This window comes from Phyllobacterium brassicacearum (assembly GCF_003010955.1).
GTDB classification, from domain to species: Bacteria; Pseudomonadota; Alphaproteobacteria; order Rhizobiales; family Rhizobiaceae; genus Phyllobacterium; species Phyllobacterium brassicacearum.
Genome location: NZ_PGGO01000003.1, coordinates 37,778 through 53,201 on the forward strand (window position 1 = coordinate 37,778; position 15,424 = coordinate 53,201).

Here is a 15,424-nt window from a genome sequence, read left to right on the forward strand (position 1 = left end):
AGCCTCTTCAAAATAATTGAAAATCCCGCAACTTGAATTCGTTTGCAGGCGGCGTCCCGATCCAACATGGTCACGGCATTCCGAAATCGAGGGCGAACATCATGACTGATACTTCTCAAGCACCCGTTGCCATCATCACCGGCGGAGGGCGCGGCATGGGCGCGGCCATTGCCCGCGAATTGCATGGTCGAGGCTACCGTCTCGGCCTGATGTCGCCTTCAGGCAGTGCGGTGGACCTCGCTGCAGAGCTTGGCGGCGTCGGCATCAAAGGCTCGGCGGGCGAAGCCAAGGATCTGGAAGCCCTGGTTGCGAAGACTGTCGAAGCCTACGGCCGTATCGATGCCGTGGTCAATTTCACCGGTCATCCGCCGAAGGGCGATCTTATCGACATCACCGACGAAAACTGGGCAATCGGCAACGACCTGATGGTCCTGAGCGTCGTACGCATGGCGCGGCTGGTTACGCCTTATATGCTGAAGCAAGGCAAGGGCTCCTGGGTCAACCTCACGACATTCGCCTCCTTCGAGCCGAGTTTGGTTTTCCCGGTCTCCTGCGCCTATCGCGCGGCGGTCGGCGCCTATACAAAGCTCTATTCCGATCGCTATGCCGCGGACAATATCCGCATGAATGCAGTTTTGCCGGGGTACGTAGACAGTCTCGATCACAAGCCCGGAACCGAAGACAAGGTGCCGATGAAGCGCCTTGGCACGATGGCCGAGATCGCCAAGACCACGGCGTTCCTGCTGTCAGATGATGCGGGCTACATCACCGGACAGAACATTCGCGTCGATGGCGGTGTCACGCGGCACGTTTAAGAAAGACTGACGCCAAAGGTCTCGCGCAGCTGTCTCTGGCCATTTGGCGTTACGGAGACAGCACGCGTGCCTTCGATCCGCCTGATCCAGCCATTGTCGAAGCAGTGACTGCACAGCGCAGCGCCGATGGCACCAGCGAGATGCGGGCGGCGTTCACTCCAGTCCAGGCACGGCCGGCAGAGGATGCGGCCGCGCTTGGCGATCACATCGACATCGATGCCGGCGCGGTCGAAAAGAACAAGGCCGCTATCCGTCACCTCGCCCGCGTCGATGCCAAGCTCAAGATGACCGGCATCGATCAGCGCATCGGTGATGGAAACGCCAAGGTGCCCGGCCAGATGATCATAACAGGTGCGCCCGGCCCGGAGCGCCGCGTCGCGCGGGCCGGTCCGGACAGCTTTGACGCTCACTTCTGGCGCCGCGATGCGCATGATGCTTTCGATCATCTGCGCCACCGCAGGGGATGCCAGACGGTGATAGCGGTGGCGTCCCTGTTTCTCGACCTGGAGCAGGCCCGCCTCGGTCATTTTCGTCAGATGGCTGCTGGCGGTCTGCGCGGTGATGCCGGCGAGCTGTGCCAATTCCGACGCAGTCAGGGCGCGCCCGTCCATTAGCCCATTGAGCATGCTGGCGCGGCCGGGATCGCCAGCCAGCGCTGCTATTTCCGCAAATCTCGCATTGTTCGACATGGTAGTTTTCCGTAGGTGGCGTTTGCCTTGTAAATCTCGGCTGCCGGGAGCGAGAATGCTTCGAAAACGATCGAAGTATCAAGCACTATTGCTGCTTATAAGAATGGTCAATCCACACACAAAGGAGCGACGACCATGACCATCACCTGCTTCGTCCAGTATGAGATCGATCCCTATCAGAAGGACGCCTTCGAGGAATATGCCCGCAACTGGAATGAAGCCATTCCGCGCTGCGGCGCTGACCTGATCGGGTACTATGCGCCGCACGAAGGTTCGGCGACACTGGCTTATGCTGCCTACAACATTGAGAGCCTGGCTGCTTATGAAGCCTATCGCGCCCGCCTCATGGCCGATCCTGTCGGCCGGGCCAATTATGAGTTCTCGAAAGAGAAGCGATTCATCCGCCGCGAGGACCGCACATTCCTGCGGCTCGTGACGGGGACGAACGGAGGACTGATCCGATGATTGCAGTGATCTTTGAAGTGGAGCCGGCAGAGGGCCGTGGCAAGGACTATTTTGACAGGGCAGCCGATCTGCGACCGCTGCTGGAGACGATGGATGGATTTATTTCGGTTGAACGATTCCGCAGCCTTGCCAACGAGAACCGCTATCTGTCCCTGTCCTTCTGGCGCGACGAAGCGTCAGTGGCGGCTTGGCGCCAGACCGAGGAACATCGTATGGCCCAGCGTGATGGCCGCGCCGGGATCTTTGCCGATTACCGGCTGCGGATTGCGTCCGTTGTGCGTGACTACGGGTTGCGCGCCCGTGATCAGGCTCCGTTTGATGCGCGGGCTTATCATGATGCCTGAACACCGTGGCCGTGATTGCGCTGTGCACATGCCGGTCCCGGACCACGCATATAGTGGCGTTCGGGCCGGTAGCTCGGCACAATGAACTCGCGGACGACGCGAAGCGTATCGCGCAGCTGGATAATCATGTTCATCATTTCTGGTCTCTTAGTTCTGGCTTTACCGGGCGAGCCGGTAGCTATTAATTAGCTAAAATTTAACTCATAAAGATGAACGCCTCCTGAACGCCGTTGGTTAAAATCAGATGAATTCATGAAAAATTAGCCTTAACCAGTTGGGCAGACAGGTTTTTTCGGAATGTGAAAAAGGGCCTGAATTTAGGTTTTTGCTAGATTTCGCATTGTCTGATCGTGCGTGGTTCGACAAGCTCATGCATTGCCAATCAGGATGCCGGTTGCCATTACCAGGCTGCCACCGAGCACGACCTGTATCGCCGCCCGGAAAAAGGGTGTTTCCATAAAGCGGTGCTGGATGTATGCGATGGCCCACAATTCGATGAAAACGACGAGCGCTGCGATTGTCGTGGCCGTCCAGAAATCCGGAATGAGATAAGGCAATGCGTGGCCGAGGCCGCCGATCGTTGTCATCGATCCGTTTGCCAAGCCGCGCTTCAAGGGCGAGCCGCGGCCGGACAATTTGCCGTCATCATGTGCCGCTTCCGTGAACCCCATGGAAATGCCGGCACCAAGCGACGCGGATAAGCCCACCAGAAAGGTTTGCCACGTATCCTGCGTGGCAAAGGCGGCGGCGAAGATCGGCGCGAGAGTGGAAACAGAACCATCCATCAATCCGGCAAGTCCGGGCTGGATATAGGTCAGGATGAATTGCCGGCGTTCGGTCTGCTTTTCAACTTCTTGCACATCGTCCGGCGTATGCTTGACGCCGAGCCGGTGGGCAAGCGATTCATGCGCCTTCTCGGCAATGGCTAGATCGCCAAGCAGCTTGCGCGTCGACGCATCGCGCACAAGTTTCAAGGCTTCCGTATAGAAGCGATAGGCCTGCTCCTCCATCTTCTCGGCCATCTCGCGCACCTTGTCGATACCGAGCGGTCGAACGAGCCAGTCCGGCTTGCGTTCGAGATAGCCCCGTACGTGTTCCCTGCGGATAAGCGGGATCTGGTTGCCGAAACGCTCCTTGTGCAGGTCGATCAACGACTGGCGATGGTTGTTTTCTTCCTCGGCCATTTCCTCGAACACCTTGGCGCTTTGCGGGAAATCCTCACGCAGTCCATCCGCATAGGCGAGATAGATCCGCGCGTCGTCTTCCTCCGAGGAAATGGCGAGTGCCAGGATCTGCTGTTCGGAGAGCGACGTGAGGTCGTGGCGGCGGTGACCGAAGAAACGGCTGAGCATGACATGAATCCCAAATTAGAATTATTCTAAACTATAGATTTCGAGGTCGTCATTCAAGCCCGGGCGACCAGAGTTTTGCCCATGGACAGAAATGAAGTGCAGGAGTATCGTCCGCCTCCTCCGCCCCTCCACCAATAGAGTCTCGTCATGACACTTGCCGGTTTTGTTGCCTATTCGGGTGCACTCGCCATTGCTGCCGCCATTCCGGGACCGGGTGTAACCGCCCTTGTCGCACGGGCGCTTGGCTCGGGATTCCGGTCTTCACTGTTCATGTCGATCGGCCTGATCATCGGTGATCTCACATATCTGACAGCGGTCGTCCTCGGGCTTGCGATGGTAGCGCAGACATTCGGCACCGTCTTCCTCGTCATCAAATGGGCAGGCGTGGCCTATCTTGCCTATCTCGCCTGGGGATTGTGGACCTCCGGCATTTCAGCGGAAAAGATCGAGGCGAAGAAAAGCCGTGGCGGAGCCGTCTCGGCGGTCCTGGCTGGGCTCGCGGTGACCCTCGGCAACCCGAAGACCATGCTCTTCTATATCGCCCTCACGCCAACTCTGGTGGACCTGCGTACAATCACACTCGCTGATTATTCGATCCTTGCCACGCTGACTGTGCTGGTATTGCTCATCGTACTGGTGCCATATCTGGCGCTGGCAGCAAAGGCGCGCGGGCTCCTCGCCTCGCCGCGGGCGCTAAAACGGCTCAACCGCACGGCCGCTGCCTTCATGGCGGGTGCAGCTCTGGCCATTGCAGGGCGCACTTCCTGACCTGGAATGTTTTGCTAGCACCAAACGGACGTTAGTAGAATTTTCCAACGCATCGCTGGTTTGCGCATGGCTTCGACTATGAATTTTCGCGCACGCCCCATAAGATCGGGTAACGACGCAATCCAGGATTGGGAGAACATTCATGAGCAGCGATAGTGTGCGCAAACCCGGCCGTGGCCGCATTTACAATTCCATTGTGGACACGATTGGCGATACGCCCATTATCCGTCTCGACAAATTTGCTAAGGAAAAGGGCGTTGGCGCAAATCTTCTGGCCAAACTCGAATTCTTCAATCCCATTTCCAGTGTCAAGGACCGTATCGGCGTTGCGCTGATCGATGCACTTGAAGCACAGGGCAAGGCGACGCCAGGCAAGACAACGCTGGTCGAACCAACCTCCGGCAATACCGGCATTGCGCTTGCCTTCGCCGCTGCCTCCAAGGGCTATCGCCTGATCCTGACCATGCCGGAGACCATGTCGGTCGAGCGCCGCAAGATGTTGAAGCTGCTTGGCGCGGAACTCGTCCTGACCGAAGGTGCGAAGGGCATGAAAGGTGCGATCGCCAAGGCCAACGAACTTGTCGAGACGACACCGGACGCGATTATACCGGGTCAGTTCGATAATCCCGCCAACCCCGAAATCCATCGCCGGACAACTGCCGAGGAAATCTGGAACGACACGGACGGCAAAGTCGACATCTTCGTTGCCGGCATCGGCACCGGCGGCACCATCACCGGCGTTGGCCAGGTGTTGAAGCAGCGCAAGCCAGACGTACGGATCATTGCAGTCGAGCCGAAGGATTCGCCGGTCCTTTCGGGCGGCAATCCCGGTCCGCACAAGATCCAGGGTATCGGCGCCGGCTTCGCGCCAGCAGTTCTCGACACACACATCTATGATGAGGTCATACAGGTTTCGAACGAAGATTCCTTCGCCAATGCCCGCCTCGTAGCGCGTCTGGAAGGCGTGCCCGTCGGCATATCATCGGGCGCTGCATTGACAGCGGCCATCGAGGTTGGAAGCCGCCCGGAAAACAAGGGCAAGAACCTTGTGGTTGTCATCCCCTCCTTCGCCGAACGCTATTTGTCAACCGTGCTGTTCGAAGGGCTGGAATAGCAACTCGCCGCTCTCTGAGGATTCGGGTCCGCTTATAGCGTTGGATTCTGTGCAAAACAATAGTACTGTGAAACTATGAAAAATATCACAGTTTCCGTGGACGATGATATCTACCGCCGTGCTCGCATGAAAGCGGCGGAACAGGATACATCCGTCTCCGCTCTCGTTCGCCAATTCCTGTCCGATATTGCCCAGACCGAAACCGAAGCGGAACGGCTGCACCGGGAAGAAGCCGTATTGCGAGCATCGATCAAACTGTTTCGGGCCGGGAATCGCCTCTCACGCGACGAACTTCATGACCGTGGTCTCTAAGTGTGAGAGTTTTTCTCGATACCAATATCCTGCTATATTCCATCAGCACCGCCACCGACGAGGCCAGCAAACGTATGCGCGCCATTGCACTCCTGGATTGGGACGATTGCGTTGTCTCGGTGCAAGTACTGCAAGAATTCTATGCTCAGGCCACGCGCGCATCACGCACCGATCCCCTCCCGCACGAATTGGCTGCCGGGATGATCAAGACGTGGCTGCGGTTCCATGTTCAGGAGAATACTGTGCCAATCTTGCAAGGCGCGCTTGAGATAAAGCAAGCCTACGGCTTTTCCTACTGGGACAGCGCAATCATTTCGGCGGCGCGTGAGGCCGGATGCCGCGAGCTCTTTTCTGAAGACCTATCGCATGGCCAGATCGTCGAAGGCGTCAGAATCCTTGATCCATTCCGATGACTGGGTCAGGTGCGATTTAGACCTCAACTTTCAAGCATTTCCTTGACAGCCGTTGCCAACTGCTTCAGCGAGAATGGCTTTGGCAGGAAGCCAAACTTGGCATCTTCCGGCAGGTTTCTGGCAAAGGCATCTTCGGCATAGCCGGAAACAAAGATGAACTTGATGTCGCCGTAGTCCTTGCGCAATTCGCGCAGGAGTGTTGGACCATCCATTTCGGGCATGACGACGTCGGAAACGATGATGTCGACCTTGCCGTCCAGTTCCCTCATGATCTCCAGCGCCTCGACACCGCTTGATGCCTCGTGAACGGTGTAGCCGCGTGACTGGAGCGCCCGCAGCCCGCCCATGCGCACGGCATCCTCGTCCTCGACCAGGAGCACGGTTGCAGAACCGGAGAGATCGGTGGCTTTTTCCGTCTTCTTCTCCTTCTTCGGTATTTCTGTCACGACGGCTTCGCCATCGGCGTTCAGGACCTGCGGCTGCTTTTCCTCCACAAAACGCGGCAGGAAAATGCGGAATGTCGTGCCTTTGCCGAGCTCTGACTCGGCGTGGATCGAGCCACCGGTCTGCTTGATGATACCATAAACCATCGACAGGCCGAGGCCAGTACCCTTCCCGACTTCCTTGGTGGTGAAAAATGGCTCGAATATCTTCGCGATCACCTCCGGGGTCATACCGGTGCCTGTGTCAGCGACCTCCACCAGGACATAATCGCCGGGCACCAGATCGCGGTAGGTGAGTGCGGCGTTCTCGTCCACGTTCATGTTGCGGGTGCGGATGATCAGGTCGCCGCCTTCAGGCATCGCGTCCCGAGCATTCACTGTGAGATTGACGACAACCTGCTCGAATTGGCCGAGGTCCGCACGCACTGGCCACAGATCCCGGCCATGCTCGATCTTGAGATTGACCTGTGTACCGGCGAGGCGCGTCAACAGCATACGCACGTCAGCGATCACATCGGTCAGATTGAGGATTTCCGGCCGCAACGTTTGGCGGCGCGAGAATGCCAGAAGCTGGCGAACCAGCGAAGCAGCGCGGTTGGCATTCTGCTTGATGTTCATGATGTCGGCGAAGGACGGGTCCGAGGCGCGATGATTGGTCAATAGCAGGTCCGACGACATGATGATCGCCGTCAGGACGTTGTTGAAATCATGGGCGATGCCGCCGGCAAGCTGTCCGACCGCCTGCATTTTCTGGCTTTGCGCCATGGTGGCTTCCAGCGCCTTCTGTTCCGTGGTTTCGACGACGGACACAATGGCGGCCTCTTCCGCGCCGTCCTCCGAACCGGCATCGAAGACCGGACTAATGTAGAAGCGCAGGTGACGTTCCTCGTTGCCAGGAATCACCGTGTCGACGGGTGAAATCTCCGCCTGCCCGGCAAATGCCGCCGCAAGCGCCCGATCAAACGCCTCGCGATCGCGCTCGTGCACCACTGTTTCGAGCGGAATGCGCCTGTCGATGTCATCGCGATCAACCACCGGCGAGAACAGGCCAAGGAAGCGTGCATTGGTGCGAAGGATCTTGCCAGTCGCATCGACGGCAGCAATTGCCATCGATGCCGAATTGAAGAAGCGCGTGAACCGGACCTCTGCTGCGCGCAGCGCGGCTGAAGTGTCTTCGCCCTCGGCGCGGTTGAGCACGATGGTACGGGTTGGCCCTCGCCTTCCATCCCGTTGCGCCTGGACCCGGTGATAGAAACGCACGGCAAGACTCTGGCCATTGGCCTTGGCAAGATCGAGATCGATGACCGTGTTGCGGCTGGTCCCGGGCTCGGTCTTGACAGCATTGATCAAGGCCATGCCATTACCGGCCACAATATCGCGAACCATCATTGAACCCGGCGTGAAGCGCGTCAGGTCGACACCAAGCCATTCTGCGAGCGTAGCGTTGATATAGATGATGCGGCCATCGGCATCAGCCGAGAAAAAGCCGGCAGGAGCATGATCGAGATGATCAATGGCTTCCTGAATGTCCTGGAAATAACGCTCCTGTTCGGCGCGCTCGGCGGAAATATCGGCGATCTGCCAGGCGTAGACCGGTGCCGTCTGATCGGGGATTCCTGCAACCGGCCGCGCCTTTACCCGGTACCAGGTGGGCACCGGCTCGCGCGATGGATCGAGCGGCCGCGACAGGCGCAGCTCTTCCTGGCCGGAAACGCCGTCGCGTACGGCATTCGCAAGGCGATAGATAGGGTCGGACGCGGCCGCTTCGCCGGACAGGATGTGTTCGATTGCCCGCACATCGTTGGAGTTGGTCACACCGGTCAGTTCGGCATAGGCCCGGTTGGCATAGACGATCCGGCCCTTCTGGTCCGAGACGACCGTACCCTCGGGCAATGTATCGACAAAAGCGCGTGTGAGTTCGTCGCTGGTTCCGCGCGGTGTGAACTGGATGACATTGATGGCGGACCCGAACAGATAAAACACGCCGGTCATGGCGAGCGTGCCGAGGAGTCCGAGCAGGAACTGCTGTCCGAGCTGGTCGCGATAGATGAAATAGAGGACCGAAACGCCGACCAGCAACACACCGAGAATGACCAGTCGTAACCCGGCCTTGTTCGATTTCGTGTTGGCAATGATCGGTTCTGGATAAAGATCGCTGTTCGTCTCTTGAGACATGCGTCTCAAACCCCTTTTCTTCATCATCGTCACGCGTAAGCGCGTGTACAGACGTTTATTCCCGAATCGTTTGGATCATATCTTTGAGGCGGTATAAACCCCATCCTTTATCTGGCACCGGGTATTCCACCATTCCGTTCGACAATTGGTCAATTTCGGGAGTTCCGCATGTGATTGATTGCCATTCCGTCATCAGGGTTGCCGCTAACATTCGCTCGCATGCATGGTCCGGTTTTGACATTCGTATACCGTTGTTGCAAAGCCCGTATACGAATGTCAAAATCGCAAGATCATTCGTAACTATATGATCCCAGTGGAACTTTGAATTTGACATTTGAACACGCGCGTAGCAGCAAAGTGGAACTCTAATGTCAAATTCGTTCCATTAGTGTCACGCAAAGTAATGCCTCCGAAGCCCGTGTCGGGGAACAAGCTTTGGGCCCGGAGACCGCAAAGGAGAGTTCGTTATGAACGCTTGGCTGGCCACACTTGTTGGCGACACCGCTGCCCCCATCGTGGGTTTTATTCTTCTGTTCCTTCTCGTGATTGCGCTGCTCCTGATCGTCTTCGCAGTCCTGCGGCGCGTAACCGGCGGAACCTTCGTTGCCGGCGGCCGCAACAGGCAGGTACGTCTTTCGGTCACGGACGCGGCAGCGGTCGATAACCGCCGACGACTCGTGCTGGTCCGACGCGACGATGTCGAACATCTCATCCTCATCGGCGGACCGAGCGACGTGGTCATCGAGCAAAACATCCGCCAATTCGCCAAGCAACCTTCGCGCGTCGAACCTGCTGCCCCTGTGACTACAGTCGAGCAAGAGCCAAGACCCGCCAATGGCGTGGCGGAAGCGCCCCGCGCTCAGCAGACAGCACCGGCGGCGGCGGAGCGGGTAACACCACCAGTCGCGCCGGCGCCGCGCGCAACGCCTGCCACTCAGACTCCTGCGGAACGTCCAGCACCGGCCGCTCCAGCGCCGCAAATCCCGTTACGCTCAACGCAGCCGCATCCAGTCGCACCGCCCAGAGATCTGCGCCTCGCCGAACCTCCAAAGCATGCCCAGGCACCAGCACCAGTTCCTGAGGCAATTACACAAGCGACAGCAGCCGCAATTCCTGCGGGCCCCTCCGTGGTCGCCCCCTCGTCCGCCACAGTAGTGTCGGCGGTCGAGGCTGCTGCGGCAGCTGTTCCGGTCCAAGACAACGGCAATGGCTGGCAGCGCACGGCATCCCCATCATTCGGCACGCCGCGGCGAAATGAACCGCCGGCCTACATACCACCGCCTGCCCGGGAGACACCTGTAGAAGTGCGGACGACAACCGCTGCCGCTTTTCCTTTTGCTGTGCGCAACGAAGGATCGCCGACATCAAAGGAACCGACCCTCGACATTCTGGGTCTCCCCGATACAGCAGAACCGGAAGTCTCGCTGGGCGACATGGATTTCCAGGATGCCTTTGAAAGCAATCCCGAGGGAGAACTCCATATCGCGCCCGGCAATGGCGACAAACCCAAGAAGGCCGACAGCATTGAAGACGAGATGGAGCGCTTGCTGGGCGATCTTTCCAATCCGGACAAACGCTGATCGTAACCGACGTGGTGGAAATGGAAAAGGCCCGGAAAACCGGGCCTTTTCTTTAGTCGCTGCTGTCAGCTCAGTCGTCGCGATAAACTTTCTCGCGCCGTTCGTGACGTTCCTGAGCTTCGATTGACAATGTCGCGATGGGACGCGCGTCCAAACGCTTGAGGCTGATCGGATCGCCCGTCTCTTCACAGAACCCATAAGTCCCGTCATCGATACGTTGCAACGCAGCATCAATCTTGGAGATCAGCTTGCGCTGGCGGTCACGAGCGCGCAACTCGATAGCGCGGTCGGTTTCAGAAGATGCGCGATCTGCGATATCCGGCAGGTTCGCGTTTTCCTGCTGCAGGATTTCAAGCGTTTCACGCGCTTCCCGCAGAATGTCGTTTTTCCAGTTGATCAGTTTTTCACGAAAATAGGATTTCTGCCGATCACTCATGAAGGGCTCGTCATCCGTGGGCTTATAGTCAAGATCGATAAGTTCATTCATCTTTGAATCACCCTGCACCTTATGAGACGCGAGGAGGCCTATATAGGTCGTGTCAAAGGGCCACACAACTACAAAAAGACATGTAAATCAAAGAAAGAGACCCCCGGAATTTGCTCAAATTAATGGCAAATCCTGCAACATTTCCCGATTTTCTGAACCGAAAGATGAGGAATCGCGGCCAATTTTTGGTGTTTTGTAGTTCCAATGCACTACTACCAGTTGTAGCTGCCTCGCAAAAACGCACCCCGCACAGAATTTTCGCAAGGAGGTTTTGCACAATAATTTGATTATTGTCACAGACGCCGCAGAGATTTATCGACTATTTGTGTCTTTTCATGAAGCATGACACCTTATCTAGGAACCGGACTCAGTGGAGTTGACAGATGAGCCAGGTCTATTTGCTCCGCCATGCTAAAGCAGTCTGGCCTTCTCCTGGCCAAAAGGACTTCGACCGGACGCTGGATACGGCCGGCATCGAAGCCGCCAGGATTCTCGGACAGGAACTGAGGCGATCTGGTCTAAAACCGGAGATCGTCGTTTGCTCAACCGCGATACGGGCGCGCCAGACCCTCGAATATCTCGAACTTGAGCCTCCGTTCGTTCTCGACCAGTCCGAGAAGCTCTTTTCGGGCGGCCCCGACGCCTATCTCATGGCGATACGCATGGCCGGACTCGAGCATGAAACGGCAAATTCCGTCATGCTGGTCGGCCACAATCCCATGATGGAGGAACTGGCCATCGCTCTCGCCGGGCGTGGCCAACCACCATCACACCCCGACTTCGAATCCGGATTCCCGACGGCGGGACTTGCCGTCATCCGATTTGACGCCCCGCTTGCCGAGGTCCGCCCGGGCACAGGTGAGTTGCAGGCGTTCTTCACTCCGTCCGCACATCATTGACAAGCCAATTACTTGCCATCGTGACACGAGCCCCCCAAATGGGCTGAGCCAATGAATTATTGCCACAGGACGGCAGAGCCTCGGGAGATGATATTGATGCGTTCTGCCGTAGTGAATTTGGTTCAAGGTCAGGGGTTTGGCGAGGTCGATGTGTTTGCATCGGACGAAGCCAAAGCCCGAAGAATTTGGGCCAAATTCACCCGGCCCTTCGGGTTTCCGGCTGGCGGACACCCACTTTGTCAGGTAGCGTCGTCCGATGGAACCACATCGGCCTCGCCACCTTCCGCGTGGATTGTCTCGCCATCCGAGAAACAGAACCGCACCAATATCATCGCCCGAGGCTCTAGATTGGGAACACTGACGACACTCACCGACGAAGCGAAAATCGCACTCGACACCCTGGCAGACAGGACAAGTGCACTGGTTTCTCCCTCGCTGCGGCTCGGCGTTACCGGTCTCTCCCGCGCCGGAAAAACAGTTTTCATCACGGCATTCGTGCACAACCTCATTCATGGCGGTCGACTTCCCATGTTCGAGGCGCAAAAATCCGGGCGCATTGCCCGCGCCTATCTTGAAGAGCAGCCAGACGATGCAGTCCCGCGCTTCCAGTACGAAGACCATTTGAAAGCGCTGATCGATGAACGTGTCTGGCCGGATTCTACCCGGGCCATTTCCGAGCTGCGCCTGACGATCGAATACGAATCCGCTTCGTTGTGGAACCGCATGTTTTCTGGCGGCAAGCTTTCGGTCGATATTGTCGATTATCCCGGCGAGTGGCTGCTCGACCTGCCACTGCTCGGCAAATCCTATTCGGAGTTTTCCAAGGATTCGTTCGAACTGGCGCAACTCGCAAGCCACCGAGACGTTGCGGTGGACTGGCGACAGGTAGCGGAAAGTGCCGATGCGGATGCACCTGCCGACGAGATGACTGCACAGCGGCTGGCCAGGAGCTTCACCGACTACCTCAAGGCCGGCAAGGCCGACGAGCGTGCGCTGTCGACACTGCCGCCTGGCCGGTTCCTGATGCCCGGTGACCTGGAAGGCTCGCCTGCGCTGACCTTTGCCCCATTGCCGGGCCTTGGGACAGGCAGGCCCAATCCTGGCAAGAGTCGGCCCGGCTCGCTCGCCGCGATGATGGAACGGCGTTACGAGGCTTACAAGACCCATGTGGTGAAACCGTTCTTCCGCGAACATATCGCCCGGCTCGACCGGCAGATCGTCCTCGTCGATGCCATGCAGGCGATGAACGCCGGGCCCGCAGCCGTTGCCGATCTTGAACGGGCCCTGACTGAGATTCTTTCCTGCTTTCGTCCTGGCAACACCAATTTCCTGACGGGCCTTGTCCAGCGCCGCATCAGCCGCATCCTTGTCGCCGCCACGAAAGCTGATCATCTCCATCACGAAAGCCACGACAGGTTGCAGGCCATCGTCCGCCGCCTGGTCGATCGAGCCATTGGCCGCGCCGATTTTTCCGGCGCAAGCGTCGATGTACTGGCAATGGCCGCCGTCCGCACCACCCGAGAGGCGACGGTTACCCAGAGCAAAGAGACACTACCCGTCATCGTCGGAACGCCGCTCAAGGGCGAAACAATCAATGGCGAGAGGTTCGACGGCAGGACCGAAACCGCCATATTTCCCGGTGACTTACCGGAGAAACCGGATTCAATCTTTGAACAGGCGGAATCGGTGTCTGAGGATCCGGCAATCCGCTTTGTCCGCTTCCGGCCGCCCCGGCTGGAGAAGACGGCCGAGGGTTTCACGCTGTCGCTGCCGCATATAAGGCTCGATCGTGCGCTACAATTCCTCATTGGAGATCGCCTCGCATGACGGAACCCCGCAAACCAGCTGCCTTTCGCCTGGAGACGCCGCAGCCGGCAGCGCATAAAACCGGCAGCGCCTCACCACAATCCCGTCGCCCCGCCGCGATCAAGGACGCCGCCGTCATAACACCGGCGGCAATCGACGTCTTTGACCTCGACCCGGCCGCAGCCGACGAACTCGACGCGCTGACCCCGCCTCCGGCGCTTGCGCAGAAACGGCGTTTTTCCTTTGCGTCACTGCTAACGGGCGCGCTTGGCATTCTGCTTTCGCTGGCTTTGGGGCTTTGGGCCGACAACCTCATCCGCACACTGTTCGAACGCGCCCCGTGGCTCGGCTGGCTGGCGCTGGGCGTCACGATCCTGGCGTTCTTCGCGCTGGTTGCCATTGTCATAAGGGAGGGTCTCGCTTTGCGCCGCCTCGCCTCCGTACAGAATCTGCGCGACGAGGCGGCCAAGGCGGCGATCACCAATGACGCCCGCACCGCCAAGGTGGCCGTCGGCAAACTCGTCGCCATCGCTGAAACGCTGCCCGCTACTGCCAAAGGCCGCGCCCTCCTGCATGATCTGCGCGATGATGTGATTGATGGGCGCGATCTGATCCGACTCAGCGAGACCGAACTGTTGCGTCCGCTTGACCGCCAGGCGCGTGACATGATTCTGGCCGCTTCAAAACGCGTATCCATCGTGACCGCCGTCAGTCCGCGTGCACTGGTGGACATCGGCTACGTGGTGTTTGAATCTGCGCGTCTCATCCGGCGGCTTTCCGAGCTCTATGGCGGCAGGCCGGGAACGCTCGGCTTTCTGAGATTGACCCGCAATGTCATCGCGCACCTTGCCGTCACCGGAACCGTGGCCATGGGCGACAGCATCATCCAGCAGCTGGTCGGCCACGGCCTTGCCGCGAAATTGTCAGCGCGGCTCGGTGAAGGCGTTATCAATGGGCTGATGACGGCGCGCATCGGAATTTCCGCGATGGATATGGTGCGCCCATTCCCGTTCGACGCGGAAAAACGCCCGGGGATCGGCGATTTCATCGGAGATCTGGGGCGCATAGGAGGCGTCAAAAAGGAATGAATCGCTTTTAGTTGGTCTCGCGGGGTTGCAATTTCATCCAGAGCAAGTTTTGTGTCACTGACAACTATCCGTTAACCATTCCGAACGATGATTGCCCTACGTGCCCATTCCAATGATTTGTGTTGAGTCCTGTCGATGAAAAGAAGCGCAGCAGCCGCTACCCTCTCCCTGTTCGCATGCGCGCTTTTTGCGTTGCCGGCGCACGCCAAGGACAAGGACGCGGAATTTTTCCAGACAATCGAGGGCCAATGGGTTGGCCCGGGTGAGATCGTTGCCGGCAAGTACAAGGGCACCAAATTCACCTGTACGCTCGATGGCACGACGCCCGCAGAGAAGGCCGGCATGACACTGGATGGCAGCTGCCGCGTCGGTATCTTCAACCAACCGATGAAGGCGACGGTCGTCCGCGCAGGCAACAGCTACAAGGGCAGCTTCCTTGACGGCTCCGCCGGCAAGGGCCTCGACATTACCGGGGGCAATGTTTCAGGCGACCGGGTCGTCCTTGCCATCAGCCGCAAGCAACTCAGCGGTGCGATGCAGGCAAAATTCACCGGCGCGAACAGCATGAACGTCACGATTTCCGTACGTCTCGAGGATCAAATGATCCCCGTCGTCGGCATGTCGTTGAAGAGGGTCGATGCAACCGCCGTCGGCAGCATCGCGAAAAATTAGTC

Annotated in this window: 17 protein-coding genes; 12 read left to right on the top strand and 5 right to left on the bottom strand. The window is 58.3% G+C overall.

The annotated features are described in order from the left end of the window. Window positions 1–101 precede the first annotated feature (101 nt). Window positions 102–815 carry an SDR family oxidoreductase gene (locus CU102_RS05360; protein ID WP_106710305.1) on the top strand — a complete coding sequence of 238 codons (714 nt, stop codon included), beginning with the start codon at window positions 102–104 and terminating at the stop codon, window positions 813–815. Here CU102_RS05360 and CU102_RS05365 read toward each other — a convergent pair. Beyond that, a complete protein-coding gene (locus CU102_RS05365; RefSeq protein WP_106710015.1) occupies window positions 812–1,504 on the bottom strand; it encodes an ArsR/SmtB family transcription factor in 693 nt (230 codons plus the stop codon). The genes CU102_RS05360 and CU102_RS05365 overlap by 4 nt on opposite strands. Window positions 1,505–1,639: 135 nt before the next feature. Between CU102_RS05365 and CU102_RS05370 the strand changes: the two genes are divergently transcribed. Both CU102_RS05370 and CU102_RS05375 read left to right on the top strand, forming a co-directional pair. Beyond that, the gene (locus tag CU102_RS05370) at window positions 1,640–1,969 is read left to right on the top strand and encodes an NIPSNAP family protein (RefSeq protein WP_106710016.1); all 330 of its coding nucleotides are present in this window, start codon (window positions 1,640–1,642) and stop codon (window positions 1,967–1,969) included. Continuing rightward, on the top strand, window positions 1,966–2,313 hold the full coding sequence (locus tag CU102_RS05375; RefSeq protein ID WP_106710017.1) for an antibiotic biosynthesis monooxygenase family protein: 348 nt from the start codon (window positions 1,966–1,968) through the stop codon (window positions 2,311–2,313). Before CU102_RS05370 ends, CU102_RS05375 begins: the two co-directional genes overlap by 4 nt. Here the strand turns inward: CU102_RS05375 and CU102_RS29710 are convergent. Next, on the bottom strand, window positions 2,301–2,450 hold the full coding sequence (locus tag CU102_RS29710) for a hypothetical protein (RefSeq protein ID WP_166648313.1): 150 nt from the start codon (window positions 2,448–2,450) through the stop codon (window positions 2,301–2,303). The two genes, CU102_RS05375 and CU102_RS29710, sit on opposite strands and share 13 nt — an antisense overlap. A 231-nt stretch (window positions 2,451–2,681) precedes the next feature. Beyond that, window positions 2,682–3,665 (bottom strand): iron exporter MbfA, encoded by a 984-nt coding sequence (gene mbfA, locus CU102_RS05380; protein WP_106710018.1) that lies wholly within the window; start codon window positions 3,663–3,665, stop codon window positions 2,682–2,684. Between the two features lie 147 nt (window positions 3,666–3,812). Between mbfA and CU102_RS05385 the strand changes: the two genes are divergently transcribed. The 4 genes from CU102_RS05385 (at window position 3,813) to CU102_RS05400 (ending at window position 6,272) form a co-directional block, all read left to right on the top strand. After that, a complete protein-coding gene (locus CU102_RS05385; protein ID WP_106710019.1) occupies window positions 3,813–4,433 on the top strand; it encodes a LysE family translocator in 621 nt (206 codons plus the stop codon). Window positions 4,434–4,575: 142 nt separating this feature from the next. Beyond that, window positions 4,576–5,547 carry a cysteine synthase A gene (gene cysK, locus CU102_RS05390; RefSeq protein ID WP_106710020.1) on the top strand — a complete coding sequence of 324 codons (972 nt, stop codon included), beginning with the start codon at window positions 4,576–4,578 and terminating at the stop codon, window positions 5,545–5,547. A gap of 75 nt (window positions 5,548–5,622) precedes the next feature. After that, entirely contained in the window at window positions 5,623–5,859 is a 237-nt protein-coding gene (locus tag CU102_RS05395; protein ID WP_106710021.1) for a hypothetical protein, read from the top strand. A gap of 2 nt (window positions 5,860–5,861) precedes the next feature. Then, the gene (locus tag CU102_RS05400) at window positions 5,862–6,272 is read left to right on the top strand and encodes a PIN domain-containing protein (protein WP_106710022.1); all 411 of its coding nucleotides are present in this window, start codon (window positions 5,862–5,864) and stop codon (window positions 6,270–6,272) included. A gap of 23 nt (window positions 6,273–6,295) precedes the next feature. On the opposite strand, the gene cckA is transcribed toward CU102_RS05400, so the two are convergent. Continuing rightward, complete coding sequence (gene cckA / locus CU102_RS05405; RefSeq protein ID WP_106710023.1) at window positions 6,296–8,890, bottom strand: cell cycle histidine kinase CckA; 2,595 nt, start codon at window positions 8,888–8,890, stop codon at window positions 6,296–6,298. 467 nt (window positions 8,891–9,357) lie between these two features. On the opposite strand from cckA, the gene CU102_RS05415 reads away from it, so the two are divergent. Further along, complete coding sequence (locus CU102_RS05415) at window positions 9,358–10,470, top strand: flagellar biosynthetic protein FliO (protein WP_106710025.1); 1,113 nt, start codon at window positions 9,358–9,360, stop codon at window positions 10,468–10,470. A gap of 70 nt (window positions 10,471–10,540) precedes the next feature. On the opposite strand, the gene dksA is transcribed toward CU102_RS05415, so the two are convergent. Then, on the bottom strand, window positions 10,541–10,957 hold the full coding sequence (gene dksA / locus CU102_RS05420; RefSeq protein WP_027231664.1) for an RNA polymerase-binding protein DksA: 417 nt from the start codon (window positions 10,955–10,957) through the stop codon (window positions 10,541–10,543). A 383-nt stretch (window positions 10,958–11,340) separates the two neighbouring features. Between dksA and CU102_RS05425 the strand changes: the two genes are divergently transcribed. From CU102_RS05425 to CU102_RS05440, 4 genes are all read left to right on the top strand, one after another. Further along, on the top strand, window positions 11,341–11,856 hold the full coding sequence (locus CU102_RS05425) for a SixA phosphatase family protein (protein ID WP_106710026.1): 516 nt from the start codon (window positions 11,341–11,343) through the stop codon (window positions 11,854–11,856). A gap of 348 nt (window positions 11,857–12,204) precedes the next feature. Next, window positions 12,205–13,683: a YcjX family GTP-binding protein gene (locus tag CU102_RS05430; protein ID WP_106710306.1), complete on the top strand. Its 1,479-nt coding sequence runs from the start codon at window positions 12,205–12,207 to the stop codon at window positions 13,681–13,683. Continuing rightward, entirely contained in the window at window positions 13,680–14,750 is a 1,071-nt protein-coding gene (locus tag CU102_RS05435) for a YcjF family protein (RefSeq protein ID WP_106710027.1), read from the top strand. Before CU102_RS05430 ends, CU102_RS05435 begins: the two co-directional genes overlap by 4 nt. 135 nt (window positions 14,751–14,885) lie before the next feature. Then, entirely contained in the window at window positions 14,886–15,422 is a 537-nt protein-coding gene (locus CU102_RS05440; protein ID WP_106710028.1) for a hypothetical protein, read from the top strand. The last annotated feature ends 2 nt before the right edge of the window (window positions 15,423–15,424 follow it).